20 protein-coding genes, 1 pseudogene and 1 riboswitch are annotated in these 23,615 nt (G+C 43.5%); of the genes and pseudogenes, 6 read left to right on the forward strand and 15 right to left on the reverse strand.

Translation table 11 applies throughout. The annotated features are described in order from the left end of the window. The 4 genes and pseudogenes from SCRDD08_RS08300 to SCRDD08_RS08315 all read right to left on the reverse strand — a co-directional run. Positions 1 to 404: pseudogene (locus SCRDD08_RS08300) on the reverse strand (NUDIX hydrolase); the annotation flags it as partial. Positions 405 to 545: 141 nt separating this feature from the next. Next, complete coding sequence (locus tag SCRDD08_RS08305; protein WP_061423290.1) at positions 546 to 818, reverse strand: PspC domain-containing protein; 273 nt, start codon at positions 816 to 818, stop codon at positions 546 to 548. Positions 819 to 921: 103 nt separating this feature from the next. Then, on the reverse strand, positions 922 to 1,371 hold the full coding sequence (locus SCRDD08_RS08310; RefSeq protein WP_061423201.1) for a SprT family protein: 450 nt from the start codon (positions 1,369 to 1,371) through the stop codon (positions 922 to 924). Next, positions 1,358 to 3,490: a Tex family protein gene (locus SCRDD08_RS08315; RefSeq protein WP_061423202.1), complete on the reverse strand. Its 2,133-nt coding sequence runs from the start codon at positions 3,488 to 3,490 to the stop codon at positions 1,358 to 1,360. Before SCRDD08_RS08315 ends, SCRDD08_RS08310 begins: the two co-directional genes overlap by 14 nt. A 171-nt stretch (positions 3,491 to 3,661) precedes the next feature. Between SCRDD08_RS08315 and SCRDD08_RS11495 the strand changes: the two genes are divergently transcribed. From SCRDD08_RS11495 to zwf, 5 genes are all read left to right on the forward strand, one after another. After that, on the forward strand, positions 3,662 to 3,799 hold the full coding sequence (locus SCRDD08_RS11495; RefSeq protein ID WP_155719777.1) for an SPJ_0845 family protein: 138 nt from the start codon (positions 3,662 to 3,664) through the stop codon (positions 3,797 to 3,799). Continuing rightward, positions 3,796 to 4,701 carry a permease gene (locus SCRDD08_RS08320; protein ID WP_061423203.1) on the forward strand — a complete coding sequence of 302 codons (906 nt, stop codon included), beginning with the start codon at positions 3,796 to 3,798 and terminating at the stop codon, positions 4,699 to 4,701. Before SCRDD08_RS11495 ends, SCRDD08_RS08320 begins: the two co-directional genes overlap by 4 nt. Further along, positions 4,698 to 5,513 (forward strand): TIGR03943 family putative permease subunit, encoded by an 816-nt coding sequence (locus SCRDD08_RS08325; RefSeq protein ID WP_061423204.1) that lies wholly within the window; start codon positions 4,698 to 4,700, stop codon positions 5,511 to 5,513. Before SCRDD08_RS08320 ends, SCRDD08_RS08325 begins: the two co-directional genes overlap by 4 nt. 193 nt (positions 5,514 to 5,706) lie before the next feature. Continuing rightward, positions 5,707 to 7,071 carry an MFS transporter gene (locus tag SCRDD08_RS08330; protein ID WP_061423205.1) on the forward strand — a complete coding sequence of 455 codons (1,365 nt, stop codon included), beginning with the start codon at positions 5,707 to 5,709 and terminating at the stop codon, positions 7,069 to 7,071. 121 nt (positions 7,072 to 7,192) lie between these two features. Beyond that, positions 7,193 to 8,656: a glucose-6-phosphate dehydrogenase gene (zwf, locus tag SCRDD08_RS08335; RefSeq protein ID WP_061423206.1), complete on the forward strand. Its 1,464-nt coding sequence runs from the start codon at positions 7,193 to 7,195 to the stop codon at positions 8,654 to 8,656. A 208-nt stretch (positions 8,657 to 8,864) separates the two neighbouring features. Here the strand turns inward: zwf and mgtA are convergent, their stop codons facing one another. From mgtA to SCRDD08_RS08360, 5 genes are all read right to left on the reverse strand, one after another. After that, a complete protein-coding gene (gene mgtA, locus SCRDD08_RS08340; RefSeq protein WP_061423207.1) occupies positions 8,865 to 11,525 on the reverse strand; it encodes a magnesium-translocating P-type ATPase in 2,661 nt (886 codons plus the stop codon). A gap of 157 nt (positions 11,526 to 11,682) precedes the next feature. After that, positions 11,683 to 12,294, reverse strand: a complete 612-nt coding sequence (locus SCRDD08_RS08345; protein WP_061423208.1) for a glutathione S-transferase family protein — start codon at positions 12,292 to 12,294, stop codon at positions 11,683 to 11,685. A 149-nt stretch (positions 12,295 to 12,443) separates the two neighbouring features. Further along, a riboswitch (M-box (ykoK) riboswitch) is annotated at positions 12,444 to 12,600 on the reverse strand. A gap of 107 nt (positions 12,601 to 12,707) precedes the next feature. Continuing rightward, positions 12,708 to 13,874 (reverse strand): MalY/PatB family protein, encoded by a 1,167-nt coding sequence (locus tag SCRDD08_RS08350; protein WP_061423209.1) that lies wholly within the window; start codon positions 13,872 to 13,874, stop codon positions 12,708 to 12,710. A 1-nt stretch (position 13,875) separates the two neighbouring features. After that, positions 13,876 to 14,970, reverse strand: coding sequence for a cystathionine gamma-synthase (locus SCRDD08_RS08355; protein WP_061423210.1), 1,095 nt, complete (start codon positions 14,968 to 14,970; stop codon positions 13,876 to 13,878). A 150-nt stretch (positions 14,971 to 15,120) separates the two neighbouring features. Next, the gene (locus SCRDD08_RS08360; RefSeq protein WP_061423211.1) at positions 15,121 to 16,749 is read right to left on the reverse strand and encodes a putative polysaccharide biosynthesis protein; all 1,629 of its coding nucleotides are present in this window, start codon (positions 16,747 to 16,749) and stop codon (positions 15,121 to 15,123) included. 86 nt (positions 16,750 to 16,835) lie between these two features. Between SCRDD08_RS08360 and SCRDD08_RS08365 the strand changes: the two genes are divergently transcribed. Next, positions 16,836 to 18,281, forward strand: coding sequence for a UDP-N-acetylmuramoyl-L-alanyl-D-glutamate--L-lysine ligase (locus SCRDD08_RS08365; protein WP_061423212.1), 1,446 nt, complete (start codon positions 16,836 to 16,838; stop codon positions 18,279 to 18,281). 24 nt (positions 18,282 to 18,305) lie between these two features. Here the strand turns inward: SCRDD08_RS08365 and SCRDD08_RS08370 are convergent, their stop codons facing one another. The 6 genes from SCRDD08_RS08370 to SCRDD08_RS08395 form a co-directional block, all read right to left on the reverse strand. Next, the gene (locus tag SCRDD08_RS08370; protein WP_061423213.1) at positions 18,306 to 19,055 is read right to left on the reverse strand and encodes a CPBP family intramembrane glutamic endopeptidase; all 750 of its coding nucleotides are present in this window, start codon (positions 19,053 to 19,055) and stop codon (positions 18,306 to 18,308) included. Positions 19,056 to 19,148: 93 nt separating this feature from the next. Further along, a complete protein-coding gene (locus tag SCRDD08_RS08375; protein WP_061423214.1) occupies positions 19,149 to 19,802 on the reverse strand; it encodes a DUF1803 domain-containing protein in 654 nt (217 codons plus the stop codon). Continuing rightward, positions 19,795 to 20,307, reverse strand: a complete 513-nt coding sequence (locus SCRDD08_RS08380) for a YiiX/YebB-like N1pC/P60 family cysteine hydrolase (protein ID WP_061423215.1) — start codon at positions 20,305 to 20,307, stop codon at positions 19,795 to 19,797. The genes SCRDD08_RS08375 and SCRDD08_RS08380 overlap by 8 nt, the downstream gene beginning before the upstream one ends. Positions 20,308 to 20,429: 122 nt before the next feature. Then, a complete protein-coding gene (locus SCRDD08_RS08385) occupies positions 20,430 to 20,756 on the reverse strand; it encodes a DUF2568 domain-containing protein (protein WP_061423216.1) in 327 nt (108 codons plus the stop codon). Positions 20,757 to 20,809: 53 nt separating this feature from the next. Next, on the reverse strand, positions 20,810 to 21,745 hold the full coding sequence (locus tag SCRDD08_RS08390; RefSeq protein ID WP_061423217.1) for a manganese-dependent inorganic pyrophosphatase: 936 nt from the start codon (positions 21,743 to 21,745) through the stop codon (positions 20,810 to 20,812). 312 nt (positions 21,746 to 22,057) lie between these two features. Beyond that, complete coding sequence (locus SCRDD08_RS08395) at positions 22,058 to 23,506, reverse strand: APC family permease (RefSeq protein WP_061423218.1); 1,449 nt, start codon at positions 23,504 to 23,506, stop codon at positions 22,058 to 22,060. Between the last annotated feature and the right edge of the window lie 109 nt (positions 23,507 to 23,615).

A 23,615-nucleotide genomic window follows, 5' to 3' on the forward strand; every position in this document is an offset into this window, starting at 1 on the left:
CAGAGATGGGCATCGGTTTCGCCTGCCTGATAGCGGACTTGACTCTTGTCCCCAGACACTACCGCTTCATAGAAGTCAAAGTGGCACTGGTCTTCGACAGAGCACACCTGCTCCAACAGTCTGATACTGTCGGGAACCAGTCCTGTTTCTTCTTCCAGTTCCCGCAGAGCGGCTGTCTGACTATCCTCTCCTGCCAGCACACTACCTCCCGCCCCGAACTCATAATAGCCAGGATAGAGACTTTTATTTGCTGACCGCCGCATAAAGAGAATATCACCATCCTGATGGCGAACCAAGATATTGACACAGAGATGAAATTGCCCTTCAGGAATGTTTTCTCCTCGAACTAGGAGATGCGGGAGCTGATTTCGATTCAAGTCATAGGCATTCCAAACTTCTGTCATATTTCCTCCTTGGATAAGTCATTCGTATTTCGGCATCAGCTTCCAGATTCCGTCAGCTGCGTTTCCTTAGATTCTCTCTTTTCGTTTCCTCTACATCCAGCAAAAATTCGGGAACACTCCCCGAATTTCTCTATTTTATAATTACCAAAACCAGCCGTCATTGTCATTGATTGGCTCGGCATCTTTCATTTTGCGAGGGCCCGTTCCATACATTTCCGCTTCCACATCTTCCTTGTAAGGCATCACGATGGCCAACAAAATATAAATCAAAATGCCTAAGCCAAAATTGAAAACTGTAAAGATGATGAATAAAAAGCGTAACAAGCCAAGATCAAAGTTAAATTTATCAGCCAGTCCCGACAAAACCCCAGAAATCACTCGGTTTCTTCTTAATCTATAAAACTTAGTTTTCATGATGATGACCTCAACTCTCATTCTTTCTTCCATTTTATCATAGCGAGAGAACAAAAAAATCAGCCCCAAGGCTGATTCTGCATCTATTCGTTTTTTGGTTCGCTTAGCTTCCGTTTATCTCCTCTTTTAGGAATGACAATTTCCCTCTACAACGACCGCAACGATATTTTTGAAGATTGACTCTGCGTCTACGACGGATAAGTGTTCCGCAGCTTAAGCATTCATAAATGAGAAAGGTTTGCGAGTTGGACAAGGACGGAGCGTAACGCAGACCGTCAACTTGCTTAAGGAGGTCTTTAAAATCTCTATCTCCATGGCGGTAACCTTTGCCCTGATAATAGAGATGATAGTAGACCAACTCATGGCGGACAATTTTTCGGAAGGTCTCCAGCCCAAAAGTTTCATAGATTTTTGGGTTGAAATCCAAATGCCCGTCCTTTGGAAAGAAGCGTCCTCCTGTAGTACGGAGACGCTTATTCCAATAAGCTTGGTGGCGGAATTCCCAGCCAAAATCTTCAACGGAAACCCGCTTGACATAGTTAGTTAGATTCATTTGGCGCTATCAGAGAGAGATTGACCTTTTCCCGCTCCACATCCAGTTTATCCACCCAGACAGTGACCAAATCACCGACTGACAGGACTTGACTAGGATGCTTGATAAAGTTTTTACTGATTTTAGAAATATGGATAAGACCGTCTTCGTGAATACCGATATCCACAAAGGCTCCGAAATCGACGACATTGCGGACGACCCCTTCCAGCTTTTGACCGATGCGCAGGTCCTTGATATCCAAGACATCCTGCCGCAAAACTGGCGCGTCGAAAGAATCTCGCAAATCACGGCCAGGCTTGAGCAGATCCGCAATAATATCTTTGAGGGTTTCTTCTCCCAAGCCTAGCTCTGCAGCTAAACTAGCAATCTGAACAGCCTTTAATTTGGCTTGGGCTGCTTCATCCAAACTGCTAATTTCCAGACGCTTAAAGAGCTCCTCCACTGCCTTATAGGATTCTGGGTGAACGCCTGTATTGTCTAGCAGGTTATCACTTTCAGGAATACGTAAGAAGCCGGCTGCCTGTTCAAAAGCCTTCGCACCCAGACGCGGCACTTTCTTGATGGCCTCGCGAGACCGAATCAAGCCTTCTGTTTCCCGGTATTTGACAATATTTTCTGAGATAGTTTTATTAAGACCAGCTACATGGGCCAGCAGGGCAGGACTGGCGGTGTTGATATTGACTCCGACTTGGTTAACCACGGTATCCACGACAAAGTCCAGACTTTCAGACAGTTTTTTCTGGCTGACATCATGCTGGTACTGACCAACTCCGATAGACTTAGGATCTATCTTGACCAGCTCAGCCAAAGGATCTTGCAGACGGCGGGCAATGGAAATAGCTGAGCGCTTTTCAACAGTCAAATCTGGAAACTCATGACGAGCCAGTTCACTAGCAGAGTAGACAGATGCTCCGCTTTCATTGACGATGACATAGCTGACATTTGGATGAGATTTCAAAACTTTCGCTACAAAGGCTTCGCTTTCTCGGCTGGCCGTTCCATTTCCGATGGCAATGATTTCCACGCCAAACTGCTCAATCAGCTCTGATAACTCCTTCTTAGAAGCTTCAATCTGAGCTGGCTTTGCTGGTGGAACTGGATAGATGACATGAGTCGTCAGCATCTTACCTGTTGGATCCACAACAGCCAACTTTGCTCCTGTCCGAAAGGCCGGGTCAAAGCCCAGTACTACGCGACCTTTGAGAGGGGCAATTAGGAGGAGATTGCGGAGATTTTCTGAGAAGAGCTGAATCGCACCATCCTCAGCAGCTTCAGTCAGCTCGGTCCGAATACGGCGCTCCATGGCTGGAATGATTTTCTTTTTAACTGCTTGCTGGACAGCTTCGATAATATAGGCATTTTTCACCTTAAAACGCACTTCAAAGAAGCGCAGGATTTTCTCAAGATTGTGCTCAAAACCTACCTTGAGGACTCCTTGTTTCTCTCCACGGTTAAGAGCCAAGGTACGGTAGCCTTGCATAGTCGCTACTTTTTCGGAAAAATCATAATAAATCTGGAAGACTTGCTTTTCATCCAAATCACCGTCTTTGAGACTGGATACGATAGAAGAATTGGTCTGCATCTCGTGGTAGGTCCAAGCCCGCAGCTTGGTGTCTTCAGAAATCGCCTCGGTCAGAATATCCACTGATCCAGCAAGAGCAGCTTCTGCTGTCGGAAAGGCTTCACTAGTCAGTTTCTCAGCTTCTTCCCGCAAGTTAGCCGCATCCTGTAGGATGAGGCGGGCCAAAGGAAAGAGACCTGCTTCACGCGCAACAGTAGCCTTGGTACGGCGCTTCTCCTTATAAGGAAGATACAGTTCTTCCACATCAGCCAGCTTTTCAGCAGCCTCAATCTCAGAGCGCAGAGCATCCGTTAGTTTGCCCTGCTCCTCAATCTTAGCTAAGACCGTCGCTTTGCGCTCTGCTAAAGCAGTCATACTCTTATCTAAGTCAATGATTGCCTTAATCTCGACCTCATCCAGATTTCCCGTCATTTCCTTACGGTAACGAGCAATAAAAGGGATCGTATTTCCCTCAGCGGTCAGATCTAGGGCCTGTGATACTTGGCTTTCTTTAAGGTCCAATTTCTGGGCAATTTTTTCAATATTTATATTTTCCATAACGCTTCTATTATATCATAATATGAAGCTGAAAAATCTATAAAGACTAGTTTAATCCATCTTTTTCTTGCTAGGGTGAGTCCGCTCTCTCTGATCCATCATGGCTGAAAATATCATTTTTTTTCGTTTGGTAGTATAATAGAATTATTATTTTAGAAATGAGGTGGCCCTATGGCTGTGAAATTTACCAAAACAGATGATTTAGATAAGATGTTCGAGGAGTTTGCGACCCTGCCTAAGCTTGAAAAAGTAGAATTTCCAGATAACAAAAAGAAAAAAGAAGCGCAAGAAAAGGCTAGAAAAGCATGAGTTTCTTTTCTAACCTTCCTTCCAGCGTCTTACAGGCTGGCGCTATCTTTCTCTCCATCATCATTGAGGCCCTGCCTTTTGTCTTGATCGGAAGTATTATTTCCGGCTTTATCGAGGTGTATGTCACGCCAGACAAGGTTTATCGTTTCCTGCCCAAGAACAAATGGGCTCGGATTTTCTTTGGAAGCTTGATCGGTATAGTCTTTCCGTCCTGTGAGTGCGGAATTGTTCCCATAATTAACCGCTTCTTGGAAAAGAAAGTTCCCAGTTACACGGCTGTACCTTTTCTGGTAACGGCTCCAGTCATCAACCCCATCGTGCTCTTTGCGACCTACTCAGCCTTTGGTAATTCCTTCCGAATGGCTCTGCTTCGTGCTTTAGGTTCTATGGTCGTGGCTATTCTTTTAGGTATTTTTCTGGGCTTCTTTGCAGACAGCAATATCCAAAAAGAAAATCGCAAGGCTGTTCATGAGCATGACTTTTCACATCTCAGCAAGGGGCAAAAGCTTTTTCAGGTCTTCGTTCAAGCCATTGACGAATTTTTCGATACAGGTCGCTATTTAGTCTTTGGCTGTCTCTTTGCTAGCCTAGTCCAGGTCTATGTGCCAACCAGAATCTTGACCTCCATCAGCTCAACACCAGCTGTTGCTATTCTCTTGCTCATGCTGCTGTCCTTCCTGCTCTCACTTTGCAGCGAAGCTGATGCTTTCATCGGGAGCTCCTTGATTGCTAGTTTCGGCTTATCGCCAGTCCTAGCTTTCTTGGTCATTGGGCCTATGCTAGATGTCAAAAATCTGCTGATGATGAAAAACTACTTTAAGACACGCTTTATCTGGCAATTTATCAGCCTGGTTACCGTCGTCGTCTTTCTTTACTCTTGGCTTGTGGGGGTAGTGCTATGATTCGATTTCTAATCTTAGTCGGCTACTTTGAGATCACCATGTATCTGCAGCTGACAGGCAAGCTCAACCAATATATCAATCTCCACTACTCCTATCTGGCCTACTTGTCTATGATTCTGTCCTTTATCTTGGCAGTTGTGCAGCTGATCATCTGGATGAAAAAGATGGAGGTCCACAGTCATTTAAGCACTCGCTGGGCCAAGTTAGGCAGCGTGCTGCTCCTTATCATTCCGCTCTTTGTGGGAATTTTCTTTCCAACTGTCACCTTGGATTCGACCACCGTTTCGGCTAAAGGATTTCATTTTCCGCTGGCTGAGGGAACTTCAACTGCTATTCAGCAGGACGAAGGCACGACAAGTCAGTATCTGAAACCAGACACCAGCACCTACTTTACAAAAGGGGCTTACGAAAAAGAAATGCGGGCAGCCGCCAAGAAGTATATCAACAAAAATACCATTCAGGTCACCACTGAGAACTACATGGAGGTCATGGAAGTTATCTATGATTATCCCGACGAGTTTGTGGGCAAGACGCTGGAGTTCACCGGCTTTGTCTACAATGACCCCAGCGACCAGAAGAGCCAATTTCTCTTTCGCTTTGGTATTATCCATTGTATCGCCGACTCAGGTGTCTATGGCCTCTTGACGACTGGAAATACCCAGCGTTTCGAGAATAATACCTGGATTCATGCCAAGGGGAAACTTGCCATGCACTACCATAAAAGTCTGGGGCAAAGCCTACCAACTTTAGAAGTTGAAAGCTTTGACAAGGTAGAAAAACCAGACAATCCCTATGTCTATCGTGTCTTTTAGAGCCAAATACCTATGAAAGTCTGTTTTCATAGGTGTTTCTTTTATATGCTATTCTCTAACCTTTACTCAGTTGATCTGACCGACTTTTAGAAATTAGAAGAGGCTTGATGAAAGTCGCTCTTTAATTTTTTCTCTCTTATCTTGGAAAATCATGCTACAATAATACTATCTCATTTGAAAAGGAGTTCTTTTTATGAATCAAGAAAAAGTAAAGAAACGAGATTTGCTTTCTATTCTGGCTGTGGCTTTAGTCGCCTTTGCTGGAATTCTTTCAGAGACTAGTATGAATGTGACCTTTCCCCACCTCAGCAAAGTATTTGATCTGAGCTTAGGAGTGCTACAATGGATTACGACTGGCTATCTGCTGGCCGTCGCCATCACCATAACTTTAGGCGCAACTCTCGCCCACAATTGGACGGAGCGTCGCATCCTCTTTACCTCGCTTTCCATCTTTACCCTTGGCAATCTGATTGCCATGATTGCCCCAGACTTTACTTTCCTTATGCTGGGACGGATCCTTCAGGGGGGAGCGACTGGGATTGCCATTCCACTTATGTTTAATCTCATCGTGGAGCGAATTCCTCGGCAGAAAATCGGCTTTTATATGGGGCTGAGCGGCCTAGTCATCAGCATAGCACCAGCCATCGGCCCGACCTACGGAGGCTTCATGATTGGCTCCTTCGACTGGCACATGATCTACAGCTTTATCATGCCAGTTCCCATTCTCTCTTTTTTACTGGCTTATGTTAACTTGGAAAATTCGGCAGGAAAAAGCAAGCGCCCCTTTGATGTGCTGGGCTTTCTCTCGCTCGCAACGGCTCTTTCCTTTTCTCTGATGACCATTTCCAGTTTGGAAGGTGGCGATAATGTCAATTGGCTCTATCTAGCTATTTTCCTCCTTTCCTTTGCCTTTTTCATCTGGCGTAGTCTGACAGTTCAACACCCATTTCTGGACATCCGTATCTTGAAAGAACCAACGATTTTCTTTGGAATTCTGCCCTTTTTAATCTTCCAATTCTCCAATCTATCCAGCAACTTTCTCATTCCCAACTTTCTCGTGCTGGTCAAGAATGTCTCGACTGCCCAAGCTGGATTTTCCCTGCTTCCCGGAACCATGATCGGAGCTTTTATGTCGCCTTTTCTGGGAAAATTGTACGATAGCAAAGGCCCAAAGCTGTCTCTGCTAGGCGGCAACTCCCTAGTCTTTCTGGTCATGATTGTCTTTAGCTTCTTTACAAGCTGGCTCAATCTGCCTTTAATCTTAGGATCTTATATCCTCTTTACTCTAGGGCGCAACATGGCCTTCAACAATACTATGGCTTTATCCGCTTCTCAAGTCAGCAGAGAAAAGACGGCGGATGTAACTGCTCTCTTTCAACTAGCGCAAACCTTTGCTGGTGCCTTGGGAACGGCAATTGCAGCCGTCCTGCTCAACCAAGCACCCGATACGACAAGCGGCGTCCACAATGTCTTTAGTCTACTTCTCCTTCTTGCAATAGGCAACTTTATTTTCTACTATTTCCTGTTTCGAGCGATTCATCAGAAGAAAGAAGCCTAATTTTCTATCCCGACTTCTCCTCGGGATATTTTCTTTGGTCAAATCCAGATTTTTCAAATACAATTTTTCTGAAAATTGTGATAAAATAGAGACAATCACATTTAGATAGGTAATAAATATCATGTCTTCAAAAGTTATTATTACAATTTTCGGTGCCAGCGGAGACTTGGCTCAAAGAAAACTTTATCCTTCCCTCTTTCGACTTTATAAATCCGGCAATCTTTCGCAACATTTTGCCGTAATCGGAACTGCCCGTAGACCTTGGAGCAAGGAATATTTCGAGTCGGTCGTTGTCGAGTCAATCTCAGACCTAGCCGACAGTGCAGAGCAGGCTCAAGAGTTCGCTAGCCACTTTTATTATCAAAGCCATGATGTGCAAGATACCGAGCATTATATCGAATTGCGCAAGCTGCAAAATAAACTCAACGAGCAATATCAGGCAGAAAATAATAAACTCTTCTTCCTTTCTATGGCACCACAATTTTTCGGAACCATTGCTAAGCATCTCAAATCTGAGCAAATCGTTGATGGAAAAGGATTTGAGCGCCTAATTGTTGAAAAACCCTTTGGGACAGATTTGGCAACTGCCAGCAAGCTTAACGAAGATCTACTGGCTACCTTTGACGAAGAACAGATTTTCCGCATTGACCACTATCTGGGCAAGGAAATGATTCAAAAGATTTTTGCCATCCGCTTTGCTAATCTACTGTTTGAAAATGTCTGGAACCGCCAATACATTGATAATGTGCAGATTACCTTTGCTGAAAAGTTGGGAGTTGAAGAACGCGGTGGCTACTATGATCAATCCGGTGCCCTCCGTGATATGGTGCAAAACCACACCTTGCAACTTCTCTCCTTATTAGCCATGGATAAGCCAAAAAGCTTTACCAAAGAAGATATCCGAGCAGAAAAGGCCAAGGTATTTGAGCGCCTCGTTCAGCCAAGCGAGGAAGATTTGAAACGTTTCTTCATTCGCGGCCAGTACAAGTCTGGCAAAATCAACGGTCGAAAATATATTTCTTACCGTAGCGAACCAAATGTCAATCCTGAGTCTACTACTGAAACCTTTGCTTCTGGGGCTTTCTTCATTGATAGCGACCGCTTCCGTGACGTTCCTTTCTTCTTCCGAACAGGGAAGCGCCTCACCAAAAAAGGCACCCATGTCAATATTGTCTTCAAGCAAATGGACTCTATCTTTGGTGAGCCTCTCAAACCAAATGTCCTAACCATCTATATCCAGCCAACCGAGGGGATTTCACTCAGTCTCAATGGCAAGGAAGTTGGAGAACTCTTTAATCTAGCTCCTATCTCATTGGATTATCGGACAGATGCTACAGCGTCAGGAGCTTCTCCAGATCCTTATGAAAAATTAATTTTTGATGTCCTTAATAACGACTCAACTAATTTCAGTCATTGGGACGAAGTAAAAGCCAGCTGGGAGCTCATCGATCGCATCGAAGAACTCTGGAGCCAAAATCAAGTGCCACTCCATGAATATCCTGTCGGATCTATGGGACCAAAAGCCTCCTTTGAGTTACTCGCCCAATTTGGAGCAAGCTGGCAATGGCAACCTGATAAAGAATAATACATACAAAAAAGAGTTTGGGACAAAAATATTTCAATTTTTAAAAATCTTAATTATTAAGCCCTTCAAATCTACAATTAAATGCGAAAAGCGAACAAAGCAGAATTCTGATTACCAGAAAACTAGTTTTGTTCGCTTTTTATATTTGAAGCCAGACTTTTGTCCCAGCCTCTTTTTTATAATTCTTAAACATCTGCTAGCCCTTCTATTACAGCCATTCCTTGTAACGCTTGATATAAAGACCTTTCACAAGGGTTACGCTAACCATATAAAGCACGATAATCAAGAAAAGACAAAGGAAATAGGTGCCATTCAATGGAGCTGTCTTCAGAACTGACGCAAAGAGGCTGTATGGCAAGGAAGTAACAAAGAGCGCTGCCGCCATGGTCGTCACAATGACAGACAAAGCGGGACGACTTTGCACAAAAGGCAGTTTAGGTGAGCGTAGCATGTAGATAACCATGGTCTGGGTCCACATAGACTCAATAAACCAGCCTGTTTGGAAAAGCGTGATAAAGGTTACTGCCTGTTCAGTACCAGCTTGATAGCTGCCTCCTGTGATCATAGGCACGATGATAAAGTAAAGCACCAGATAGGTCAAAACATCAAAAACGGACGAAATCGGTCCAATCCAAGCCATAAATCGGGTAATGGAACTGGCTGACCAAATATGAGGTTTCTTGAGAAATTCACTATCTACATTATCAAATGGCAGAGCGATACAAGACAAATCATAAACTAGATTGAGGACAATCAAATGGACTGGTGCCATAGGCAGAAAAGGCAGAAAAATGCTAGCAAAAAGAAGAGAAAAGATATTTCCAAAGTTGGAACTGACCGTCATCTTGATATACTTAGTCATATTGGCATAGACCTTGCGTCCCTCTACCAGTCCCTTCTCCAGAACCATGAGATCCTTGTCCAGTAAAATGACATCTGCTGTTTCCTTGGCTATATCGACTGCCGTATCAACAGAAATACCAACATCTGCTACCTTCATAGAAGGGGCATCATTGATGCCATCACCCATGTAGCCAACCTTGTGGCCATTGGCTTTGAGCTGGAGGATGATCCGAGCTTTTTGGTCAGGTGAGAGCTTGGCAAAGACTGTCGTGTTCTCCACCGCCTGACTCAATTCCTCATTAGATAAAGCATCTACTTCTACACCTAGCAAGATATTGTCTACATCTAACCCAACCTTTTCACAGACTGCTTGGGTTACCTTTTCATTATCGCCCGTCAAAATCTTAGTGGAAACACCATATTCGGCCAGAGTTTCAATAGCTGGAGCCGCAGATGACTTAGGTGGATCTAGAAAAGCTAGATAGCCCGTCAAGATCATATCGGACTCATCCTTTACTTCATACTCATAATCTTCTTCTAAGTCTGACTTGTAGCTAACACCAAGTACGCGCAGCCCTTGCTCATTAAGTTGAGCCACTTCCGCAAGGATTTCCTGACGGATCTCCTCAGTCAGTTCTGTAATGCGATTCTTGTATTCTACATAGCTAGAGATGGCCAGCATTTCCTCTAAGGCCCCCTTGGTTACCATGCTGATAACATCCTCATCATCTTTGACGATGACGCTCATGCGACGACGTTCAAAGTCAAAGGGAAGTTCATCAATTTTCTTAAAGGTTTGGTCTAAGTCACGAACAATCTCATGCTTTTCTGCTTCTTTCTCCGTCCGATTGATAATAGCTCGATCCATGAGGTTTTTGAGACCCGTTTGATAATAGGAATTGAGAAAGGCCCGGCGGAGCACTGCCAAGTCCAAATCACCATGAATATCCAGAGGGTATTCTAACACAATCTCGTCTTGGGTCAATGTCCCCGTCTTATCCGTACAAAGGATATCAATAGCTCCTAGATCCTGAATAGCGTTTAGCTTCTTAATCACGACCTTTTCCTGAGCCATAATAATAGAACCTTTAGCCAAGCTCGCTGTGATAATCATGGGCAGCATTTCTGGGGTCAGGCCGACCCCAACACTGAGGGCAAAGACACCTGCTTCCAACCAGTCACCGTCTGTCAGACCGTTGATGAAGAACACGACCGGAACCATGACCAGCATCAGACGAATCAAGAGCCAGGAAATGCTATTCATCTCGCGCTCAAAAGAGGTCGGCTCATCATAGGTATTAAGCGTCTGCTCAATAGCTCCCATCATGGTCTCATCACCAACCACCAGCACCAGAGCCGTAGCTCTTCCGGAAATAACGTTAGTTCCCATGAAGGCCAATGATTCTGTCTCTAAAAGGCTATCGAGATTTTGCCCATCCGCCTTGGTCAAACAGATCTTTTCTACTGCATCACTTTCTCCTGTCAGGCCGGACTGCTGAACAAAGAAATCACGTGAGTCCAGCAGCAATACATCTGCAGGAATCATGTCTCCGGCACTAAGTTTGATGATATCCCCTACAACAAGCTCATCAATGGGCAGTTCCTGCTCTGCTCCTTCACGGATAACCGTAGCCGTATTGACAATCAGTCGAGACAGATTGCTAGCAGCGCGGTCACTCCGCAGTTCCTGAATAAAACGAATGCCGCCGGAAATCAGCACCAGAACGACAATAATGATGGAAGTCGTCGGATCTTCCTCACCAGGCTTAGCCAGCCAGACATTGGTCACTAAGGACACTAGGGCAATCACCAATAAGATGACTGTAAAGGGGTTAATGATAGACTCGTAAATCTTCTTGAAAATAGAGTCTTCCTGACCCTTTGTGATGACATTTTCACCATAGAGGTCACGATTTTCTTCGACCTGATCTTCGGTCAGACCGCGAAAGGCACTCTTATAATATGCCAGAGTTTCTTGAACAGGCAGCTGCAGCGCTGCCAGCAATCTTTCTTTTACGTTTTTCATTGGTTTCTCCTATCTGTATGAATAATGTGGTTCATACACAGAGACCAATCACTTTATGAGGACAGAACGACACAAATCAGCGATTGGCTGTGTATGTGCGGTTCCGGATGATCGTCAATTTGCATCGTACTTCTCCTTTCTTAGTTTATAAAAGCAGTTAATAATCCCAAGATGCTTGCAAGACATCAAAAGTAGCATTCATCTTCTGTGTCCATTCTTGCAAGTCGGGAAAATTTTCTCTCAAAGAAAATCCAATGACTTCTTCACGTAAATTCCACCAATCTACAAGAGCAACTACTTGGATTGTTGCAATATTTAAAGAAAGTCCCTGCTCAGTAGCCAATTTCTCTAATAAGGCCAAACTCCGGACATTTCTCTCATCAATTTGCTGATGTCTGTCTTTCCACCAATGCTCTTTTTCATGAAAAAATTTTTCCGCAACCATCGGCATTGTGTTTTCCAAAATTCCTTCAGCAACGGACAGTATGTTCAAAACGTGCCACTTCTCTATTCCATTAGGAAAAAGCGGAGTTTCCTGACCTAGCTCATCTAAATATTGGGAAATTAAATCACTACCATACAACCATTCTCCATTGGAAGCTTGAAAAACAGGAATTCTACCCAAAGGATTATCTTGATTATGCGGTGAATTTTTGTCGAAAGCCACCTGAACTCTCTGAATATCCACTTGCTCCTCTAAATGATGATGTAAAATTGTAGCATAGACTTTACGCGCAAAAGGACTGATACTAGAATACCAAAATTTCATTACTATTCCTCCTTCTTTTTTCTTAAAAGGCAGGCAATCAACTATTTATACTCTTGAAATATTTTCAGCAAAAAAGAATACCCTGCCAATTTCTCGACAGGGTTATTTGCATGTCAGGTTGTTCGCTTCATTGTTTTAAACACAGATAAAACAAGCATTCACCGTTCAAGCTTTAACTCCATAAGGCGATGAAATGAGCTTAGTCTTGACCTTGGCGATCAGGACTGTTGACCAACGAGCAGTGTCTCCACTGCTTTGCGGTAGTCATCCGTATCCTTATGGTAGCCTCACCTACCGATTTTTCATTCTAACTATACTCCTCTTTAGAATGATTGTCAATAGGAATGGCCTCTTCTTTTTCATTTTTTATGAAAATCTTTCACAGAATGTCCTTTCAAGCGCTTTTGGGTCCGTTACTGAGGCAGGGCTGCAGCAATGCGCCGGCAGATTTCTTCAAGGATGGACTTAGGAGCGGCCGCATTGAGCCGGGCATGGCCCTTGCCCTCCTTGCCAAAATCACTTCCCCGATTCAAGACAACCTTAGCCTCTTCTCTAAGCAAGTGGAAAAGCTGGTCATCTGTCAGTCCATAATCTGAAAAGTCCAGCCAAACCAGATAAGTCCCTTGAGGCTTCATGACCCGCAGACGTGGTGCTTCCTTAGCAAAATAATCGACTACAAAATCAATATTTTCCTCTAAGACAGCCTTGAGCTCTGTCAACCAAGGCTTGCCATGACGATAGGCAGCTTCTGTCGCTAGAAAACCAAGACCCGAAATTTCATGCTGGTTATTGGCCAGTTGGCGTTTTTGAAACTTTTGTCGCAAGCTAGGATTCTCAATCACTGCATAGGAATTTTTAGTTCCAGCAATATTAAAAGTTTTAGTCGCACTGGCTAAAATCAAGCTAAAGTCCTTAAAGTCAGGCGAGACAGTATTGAAAGACTGGTGTTTATGTCCAAACAGCGTCAAATCTTGGTGAATTTCATCTGAGACCACGAGAACGCCGTACCTTTGGCAGAGACGACCAATCTTCTCTAAAACGTCCTCTTCCCAAACTCGGCCTCCGGGATTGTGTGGATTGCAAAGCACGTAAATCTTAACTTCATTGTCTACGATGTCCCGCTCCAGCTGCTCAAAATCAATCTGAAAGAGACCGTCCTGTTCTATCAGAGAATTGGTGATAAGCCGACGATCATTGAGCTTGACACTGCGGGCAAAAGGCGGGTAAACAGGAGTATTGATCAGAACGGCATCGCCTTCCTTGGTAAAGGCTTGGATAGCCGTCGAAATCGCAGGAACAACTCCCTCGATAAAGACCAAGGCTTCCTGGTCAAATGTGTAGCCATGCTCATCCCGCTCCCAAGCTAGCACAGCATTGATCAACTCCTCACTAGCATAGGTATAGCCATAGACTAACTGATCAGCGTAATCATGCACAGTTTGCTTGATTTCAGGCAGGACTTCAAAATCCATGTCCGCAATCCAGGCTGGCAGGACTTGACTGTCTTTCTCCGCCTCTTTCCATTTATAAGTATGCTGACCAATCCGATTGGGTGCTGTTTCAAAGTTATAACTTCCCATATTAGTCCTCCAAGGCTGCGCGTAAATCGTCTACCAAATCTCGACTATCTTCGATCCCAATTGACAGGCGCAGCAAATCATCAGTCAAGCCATAGGAATGACGCACTTCAGCAGGAATGTCTGCATGAGTCTGGGTTGTCGGATAGGTAATCAAACTCTCTACTCCACCTAAACTTTCTGCAAAGGTAAAGACTTTCAGGCTATTTAAGAGATGAGGAATCTTTTTTTCATCGACAACTTTAAAGGAAATCATGCCGCCCTTACCTGGATAGAGAACTTCTTTTACTGCAGGAGATGACTTCAGAAATGCGACTACTTCTTGCGCATTCTGAGTAGAGCGCTCCATACGGAGAGCTAGCGTCTTAAGACCACGCAAAAGCAGATAGCTGTCAAAAGGAGACAGGACTGGCCCAGTTGTATTGAGGTTATAGAAAAGTTTGTCATAAATAGAAGCATCATTAGTCATGATGGCTCCAGCCAAGACATCATTGTGTCCACCCAGATACTTGGTCGCAGAGTGCAAGACAAGGTCAGCTCCATCCTCCAGCGGTCTTTGGTAAATAGGACTGTAAAAGGTATTGTCCACAATGACAGCTGCTCCTCGCTCATGAGCCGCTTGGGAAATGCGAGCAATGTCAAACTCTACCATAAGAGGATTGGTCGGTGTCTCGATATAGACAATATCTATATCCTCTGTTAGCTTGTTCAGGAGTTCTTCTTCCGTATTAGCATAGGTAAAGCTAAAGCGTCCTTCCGCTTCGACCTGAGCAAACCAGCGGAAAGAGCCACCATAAAGATCTCGAACAGCTAAAACCTTACTGCCGACTGGAAAGGCGCTAAAGGCCAGCACAATAGCCGACATACCAGAGCTAGTTGCTAGGGCATAATCCGCACTTTCAATAGCAGCTAGAGTCTCTTCCAAGCTAGCCCGTGTAGGATTTTTGGTTCGAGTATAGTCATATCCTGTGGACTGGCCAAACTCTGGATGCTGGTAAGTCGTTGAAAAATGCAAGGGGGTTGTTAAGGCACCCGTTGTTGTGTCTGTTTTTACTCCCGCTTGAGCCAACAAGGTATTTAATTTCCGTTCTCTCTCCATTTAACCGTTCCTCTTTTTTAAAATATTCTACCTTTCTATTGTAACATCTTAAGAAAGTCTTGAGCTTTTTTCTTTTCAAGAGCTAGCTATAGTCTGAAACTATAGAGTAACAGTCCATAAAAAAAGAGTCGCTGAACGACTCTTCGTTTCTTATTTCATTCTTAATCGTTGGCGTAAACTATCTGCCTTTTGTCCGATAAAACGGTCTATGAGCCGAACCTTGAGAGACAGTACGATATAGACGAGCATTCCGACTCCTCCAACGGCAGCGACATAGATAAAGCTGTACATCCGATTAGTTGGCTGGAAGATAAAGCTTAGTAGATACTCGACAAGCAGAACCAAGATCACCATGGCAATTGTGAGAATCATACTCAACAGCAGGCGCTTTAATAGATTCTTAGGATTCAAGCCAACAACCTTGCGAATTTCTCTAAACATGAAGAAGATTGGCAGTAAAAGGCCGACGGTCGTTGAAATCAAGGGACCATAAGCATGGAAGAGATTGATCATCGGCACCTGCAGACTAAGCTTGACAAGAACTCCATAAAAGAAGTAGAGAATGGCTTTCTTGTTTTGGAACAGAGCTTGAATCATCGGAGCCAGAACTGTATAGGTGCTGAGAATGATGGTCTGCAGCATAGCGCAGATGAAGAGCCCCAGTGCTAAACTATCTGGCTTACCATAGAAAACGGTATAAAGCGGACTAGCCACCAGAACTGCTCCCACTGTTGACGGAAAGATAAAGAAGAGCAACATGCTAAGATTATCTTGCACTAGGCGGGCAGCCGAGCGAAAGTCACCCTTGACATAATTTTCGGTCAAGAGAGGAATCCCGACACCACCGATAGAAGTTGCCACCGCAATTAAAATCATGGTGATTTTATTCGGATTAGCTGAGAAATAGGCGAATTGCACTAGGAGCTCTGATTTCGTATAATCGCTAATCTGGGTCATAATGTTGATAAAGGTCGCCTGGTCAATAATCTGGAAAAGCTGAATAGCTGAGCCTGTAATGATGAAGGGAATGGCTTCTCGTATCGTATCCCAGAGAAGGGAGCGACCACTAATTCCCGCAGATTTTTTTGGCTTTCTCAGGATAGAGCGTAGCATACCCGTTTTTGCTAGATAGAAAAGTAAGACGAGCATACTTGCCAGCATCCCGACAAAAGCAGCAAAGGTAGACTGGGTCACGGCTTCAACATAGTCACCTGAACCGATTTTCATAATGAAATAAGCTGTCAGTAGCATCCAGATAACCCGAATCACCTGCTCCGAAATCTGGCTAATCGCATACGGTTTAAGATTATTAAATCCTTGGAAGAAGCCTCGAATGACACTCATAGACGGAAAAATGAGCACAGCCCAAGACAAACTCTGCATGACTGGAATCAGGTCAGCCCCGCCACCAGACATTGAGGCAAAAACCGGTGCCATCAAGTACATGATGACTGCAAAGATCAGTCCCAATACCAGCATGAACTTGAGGAACTCTCGAATGAGGGCAAAGCTGTGTTCCTCCTTGTCAATCGTATTATACTTAGCAACTTGCTTGGCAACAGCTACCGGTACTCCTGCTGTGGAAACCAAAAGGAACCAAGCATAGATATTGTAGCCCATGGTAAAGAGACCGTTCGCTTCCGCCCCATGCTGTCCCATCCAGATGTACCAAGGGATGATATAAACAGCCCCAAGAAGGCGGCTGATAAAATTACTAGCAGTCAGCCAGGCAGTCCCTCTTAGCATTTTCTGCTGCTGGCTTGTTGTTTCTTGGCTCATAGAAAACCTCTTCTATTTGTTCTTCTTTTATTATAAACTTTTCCTTGCCTCTTGTAAAACATAGCCTTTCGGTTTACAATAGAGATATGATAAAAATTGAAACAATACTAGATATTTTAAAAAAAGACCAAAATTTTCGTGAAATCATCGCTGATGGAGACTACCACTTCAACTATCAGGGCTTGTCCTTTGACAAGATTAGCTATGATAGTCGCAAAGCAGGTAGCAGAACTCTCTTCTTTGTCAAGGGCGAGCATTTCAAGCGGGAATTTTTAGAGAAGGCTGTAGCAGCTGGACTAGGGTTTTACCTGAGTGAGACTGACCTCGAAGTCGGAATTCCAGTGCTTCTGGTCAATGATATTAAACAAGCTATGAGTCTCATTGCTATGGAATTTTACGGTCACCCAGAGCAAAAACTTAAACTTTTGGCCTTCACTGGTACCAAGGGTAAGACCACATCGGCTTATTTCGCTTTTAATATTTTAAAACAAAGCCATAAACCAGCCCTGCTTTCTACTATGAATACCACTCTGGACGGCGAAACTTTCTTTAAATCAACCCTGACCACTCCTGAAAGTTTAGACCTCTTTGAGATGATGGCCCAGGCTGTAGCCAATGGTCGTACCCATCTCATCATGGAAGTCTCCAGCCAAGCCTATCTTAAAAAGCGGGTCTATGGCCTGACCTTTGATGTAGGTGTCTTCCTCAATATCAGCCCTGACCATATCGGCCCGATTGAGCATCCAACTTTTGAAGACTACTTCTACCACAAGAGACTCTTGATGGACAATAGCCGAGCTGTTGTTGTCAATGGCGGCATGGATCACTTTCAAGTTTTGGCTGAGCAAGTGGCCAACTATGACCACGACTTCTATGGACCAGACTCCGCCAATAGCATCCTGCAATCGCAAGCCTTCTCCTTTGAAGCGCAAGGGAAGTTGGCTGGTTCCTACGATATCCAGCTGATTGGTCGCTTCAATCAAGAAAATGCCATTGCTGCTGGCCTAGCCTGCCTACGACTCGGAGCTTCATCGGAAGATATTCAAGCTGGTATTGCCCAGACACGAGTGCCGGGACGCATGGAGGTCTTGACCCAGTCAAACGGTGCCAAGGTCTTCGTGGACTATGCCCACAATGGCGACAGTTTGGCTAAGTTGCTGTCTGTCGTTCAAGAACATCAAAAAGGACAGACCGTTCTTGTACTAGGGGCTACTGGCAATAAGGGAGAAAGTCGACGCAAGGACTTTGGCCTCCTACTCAACCAGCATCCTGAAATCAAAGTCATTTTAACCGCAGATGATCCAAATCGTGAAGATCCGATTGCTATCGCAAAAGAAATTGCTAGCTACATTTCCTTTGAGGTGGATATGATTGCTGACCGCGAAGAAGCTATCAAAAAAGCCCTCAGCCTAACCAATGCTAAAGGCGATGCAGTCATTCTAGCTGGCAAGGGAGCGGATGCCTACCAAATCATCAATGACCAAAAGGTCCCTTATCCCGGTGATTATGCACTGGCAGAAAAATACATCTAAAAAAGGACTTTCGAGTCCTTTTTATTATCCATTCCACATCACTAAGACATAGAGCAAGCTGCTACCCACCATATCCGCAAAGGCGTGTGCCAAAAAGAAAGGCAGCAAGTTTTTAACCTTGTATTTGTAAAAGAAATAATAGAACAGACCGAAGACCACGCCAATCAGAAAAGCAGAGACTAGCCCCTGATAGGTATGGACAGAAAAGCGAACCAGCGTTGAAAAGCCTAAAACCCACCATTTGCTCTCTTCTTTCACCGATGTGAGCAAGCCTAAGAAAAAGAATTCCTCATAAACACCATTGAAGAGAGAATAGAGAATGACGACAGGTCCCAGTGCAGCTAGTTTGCGAAAAACTTCGACAAAGGTCCAGTCGATATGCTGCAAGATTTCTAAGTCAAAATAATTATAGGAACCGACTAAAGCTGCTATCAGATCAGAAGTCAGGCCGACAACCGCAAAAATCAAGGGCGCCCAAAGAATAGACCAAGACAAGCGTAGTTTCAGCTGTTTAAAATCATAATGGCGGATGCCTAGATAGATAAGTGCCAACACCAGCAGGAAAACTTGCAATTTCAAATTGCTCAGCAAGGCAAAATTTTCATCCTCTGGTCTGGGCACGATTGCTTGTCCTACAGAGCTGGACATAGTCAGCCAATTTATTGTTGAGGAATAAATAAATTGGCCAAACATAATAATTGCTAAAATCAACATATCGAACCATCTAAGGTTCTCCAGTGGTTGCTCAGGATAGATTTTTTTCAACATTGTCATTCTAATTCCTTTCCCAAATTCTATATACTACTATAGCACAGAATATGGCAAAATGACAGGTGGGTCTGTCTAATTTTTTTATTCGAATAATTATCAGTCCAATTGGAACACTAGGCGCTCCTTGTCAAAGCTAGCCTGCAACTCATACTTGCCAGCCTCATTCTGACGAATATAGCCTAAAATCACCAGACTATCAACAAAAATATCGCGGCGCTTCTGCATGAGCTCATCCTTGCGGACATACTTGAGGAGGAAAGTCGTCATATACTTGAGGGCATATTCTGGATTCACATCGCCCAAGATAGCATAGAGAGGCTTTTGTGCTTCAGACAGCGGATATTGATGCTGCATTTTATAAAAATAATTGGACAAGGTCAGCTGATCCCTTTGAAAATCGGTCTTTTCCAGTAAAATAGCGGCGTTTGTCTGATTGGCAAGCTGGGTTTCAAAGCGCAAATCCAGCAATTCCTGATAGATCGGACTGTCATCTCGAAGAAAGATTTCCTGATCTAAAGATAGATTTTCAAGATTCTCCAAAAGCGGAAGCTGCTGATAATAGCGCTTATTCTCCCGCCGGATGTAGCCCGCCTTGATGCATTCCTCCATGAAGCGATCTAGATTGGGAAAGCCCGCAAATTCACGTTTGATTTCTCTTAAAATCACATCATTATGCTGATCCAGATAATTGATTAGTTTTTCAAATAAGGGCTGTCGTGTCAGCCGAGTCGGATTGATAATTTTAATCATGGAGCTCTCCTTTAAAAATGAGCTTGGCTGACTGAGCCAACTGACTGGGATTGGTTCCAGGATGTCCTACAGGCACTGCTAAGCCCAATTCCTCATAGTAAGCCTGCCAAAATGCAGAAACCACATTTTCACCATCAGCAAACTGCATGGGAATAGTCTCAAAAATTGACAAAATTTGAGCAATATATTCCGAACAGTAAAATCCTTCGCTCTCAGCATAAAAACTAGCATTATAAGGCTTTCCAAGATGGGACTTAGCTTCTTTAAAGGCAGCAGAGGCATCTATCTCTGGATAAGCAAAGACATGATACATGTCCCCTTCCTCCAAAAACTGGCTCAAGGGTTGATGCGTCACTCCCTTGTCCTGCGTCACATGGTAAATCTCACCATCAAAAAAGATGCCCACATGGCTATAGGAGCCCGTTGCTGTCCGAATCGCTGCTGCCATCTCGGATTGCCCAACTATAAACAATAGATCACCATTTTGTAAATCTTGAATCTTCATTTCTCTCGTCTATCAAAAAAGGAGCCGAAACCCCTTTAGCTATAAGGAAAACATCGTTTTCTCGTGTCAATCTCTAGTCAAATGATTACCATTAAAATAATTCATTAACTATATTATAAGAATCACTCTAGCTGAAAATAATAAAGTAGAACCAAACTTCCAAAAGACAGAGCTAAGTAGAGGATTCCTATTTGCAATCCATACAAATACCAAAAACTACCACTAACTAAAATAAAAATCGATATCTCAGCAACGAGGCGCTGCCATTTTTTAAAAGTATGTGGAGATTTTGGTGCCATATAACGCGCCCAAAATAAGATTAATAGAACTGTTAGAAGAAAAAATAGGAATTTTTCTAGCCAAGAAGTTTGTATCACAGACACGGAGAAAAGACCAAGAATTGCCACAACCTCAACCAAAAAGCGCAGTCCTTCAATCAATAGTATCATACTGTCACCTTCTATAAATAGTCAAATTAACAGTTCCAAACATTCATTAAGAATTACCCATTAAAGCTTTCAGTCAACTGAGGCACCACTTGTTTCTTACGTGAAACAGCACCAGCCAAGAAGGCATGGTTATTTTTAAGTTTGAAGTTAAAGGCTGCTTCGACCTTGTCCATGTTTGCACCAATTGCAAGGATTTCTGAGTCTGAGTTAACGATGTCTGTAATCATCAAAACAAAGTCAGAATAGCCATTTGCTGCAATAGCCGCTTGCATTGCTGCCTCGATTTCTGCTTGACGTTCTAAAACTTCAGCAATATCAACAGTGTTGACTTGCGCTACACGGACATTGTTTCCGTTGAGTTCAAAAGTCTTAGCATCAATGTCAATCAATTCTTCTGCAGATTTGCTAGCTAAGTTTGTACCAGCCTTCAGCATAGCGAGACCGTATTCTTCCAAGTTCACACCGGCTAACTCAGCCAACTCAGGAGCAATATCCTTATCACTTGGGTGTGTCGTTGGAGATTTCAAGAGAAGTGTATCTGAAATCAAACCAGATAACATCAAACCAGCAAGCTCTTTAGGAACAGCTACACCGTGTTCTTTAAACATACGGTAAACGATAGAAGACGCTGACCCAACAGGTTCCAAACGCATGTAAAGTGGGCTTGCAGTTTCAAAGTTAGCTACACGGTGGTGGTCCACCACGCCATAAACTTCCACTTCAGCGATATCTGAAACAGATTGTTGGAATTCATTATGGTCAGTCAAGATGACTTGCTCTGCACCATCTGCTTTAGCTGATGTGATGACGCGTGGTGCTTCTACACCAAAATAGTTCAATACAAAGGCTGTTTCTTCATTTGGAGTTCCAAGAGCTACTGCTTCTGTATCCAAACCGTAAGCTGTTTTTGCAAGATAAGCAAAAGCTACAGATGACCCGATGGCATCTGAGTCTGGATTTTGATGACCAAATACTAGAATCTTAGACATGATAATACCTCTTTGTTTTTAATAATATTTATTCCACTTATTTTACCACAATTATGGGTATTTCACAAAAGGAGAAAGATATTTTCTTGAAAAAAATTGTAGCTTTGCAATAGAGGGCTGAGCTGAACCTTCAAAATAATCATTCAACCTTAACCGTCGATACAAGAATCATCTCTTATGAAAGTCCCCCAGAAGAAACGCTTACCTTATCATTTTTATTTCCTGTGAAAGGAATTTTTTCCTAAAAAATAGCCCTATCATAAGATAGGACTGAAAGATTTATCAATTTAGCGATAGAGGCGATCGTCACTACTATTTAAGTGACTGTCTCTTCTCCCGTTTAGCCAAAAATGGCAAGATGACACCTAAACTAATCAAGACAATCGGTGTCAAGATATTTGTCATCAGAGAGAAGCGCCAACCAGCTGGATCAACTGCATAATCTACTTTGGGAACCATACCTAAAATACAAGCAAAAGCTGTGAAAAGGAAGCACCAAGCTCCGATAATAAAGCCAAATTTTGGATTTTTAGTAAGTTTGTATTCCGCATCCTTGTATTTCTTCCAAACTTTATTGAGCAACATATAGGCCACAAATACCCAAAGATAACGCATCGGCATAACGATGGAGTTAAGATTGGTCATCCATTTAACCAAACCATCAATTTCCTTGATTCCAAAGATTGGTAGGACAATCAGGAAGCTTACCAAAATCCCTGTCAGGATATAGCCGTTAATCAGTACACCTTTTGATGTCCGCTTGCGTAGCCAGCTTGGAACAAATTCTTCGTCTGCATTATTGAGCAAGATTTGTAGAGGAGCGTCAATTGAGAAAGCCAAGGCCGCAATCTGTCCGACCATATTTGTCAGGGCATAGATAACTACCAGTACATTACCTACACCCCAGTAGTTACCCAGCATTTGGAAGGCTTGATAAGCACCGTTACGCATCAAATCTTCAGGAATATTGCTACCGTCAAAGAGCATACCCATAGCCAGAGAGCCTAGGATAGCAGAGGCACCAACCATGATAGCCATGACAATCATCCCCTTTGGAAATTCCTTGGCTGGATTGCGAGTTTGGTTAACGTAAGGCGAAATTTTCTCAGCACCACCGACTGCAAAGACCAAAAGTGAGATAGTTGTAAAGTATGAAAAATCAAAATTAGGAATATAAGTGCTGAGCTTGTCCATATTAGCCGTTGTGAACTGCATATCCGGCTTGATAAAAGGCGCACCGACCGCTAAGAGAACAAAGAGGAAGGACATAATCAGCATGGCACTTCCAGCTAGACCACCAATGACCTTGAGTGTGGATAGACCCTTAGTAGACAAGTAGAGAAAGGCACCGAAAATCAGCAAACTAAGAATAACAATCCAGTGAATATCTAGACTGCTCAAAAAATCGCCATTCCCTTGGATAGCCCATCCTAAAGGAATCAGAACTCCCTGTGGCTTTTGAGCCAAGTAGGGAATATGCACTACCCAGTAAGTCCAAGCCGCAAAATAAGCCAAACGCTTGGTAGAGGTCTTCTCCACCCAGTCGCTGACACCACCTCCGCTCTCCTTGAAGGTCGATCCTAGCTGCCCCACGATGAGGGCATAGGGAATAAAGTAAATGGCCAGGATAAGAATCCAAGAAACAACGACCGAAATCCCTTGTTGGGAGTAGTTGTTGACCACATTTCCCAGACCCCAAACCATATTAAAGGCAATCAGGGACACCATCAGCCAAGTCAGCTGGTTCTGATCTTTTTTCATCATTTCATCTCCTTTGAATATAAAATAAATAGCTCCATAAAATTATACCATGTTTTTACATTTTTTGTAACCGTCTTCAGCATATTTTGTCCAAAAAAAGAGCTACCCG

This window comes from Streptococcus cristatus (assembly GCF_001578775.1).
Lineage (GTDB): Bacteria > Bacillota > Bacilli > Lactobacillales > Streptococcaceae > Streptococcus > Streptococcus cristatus_A.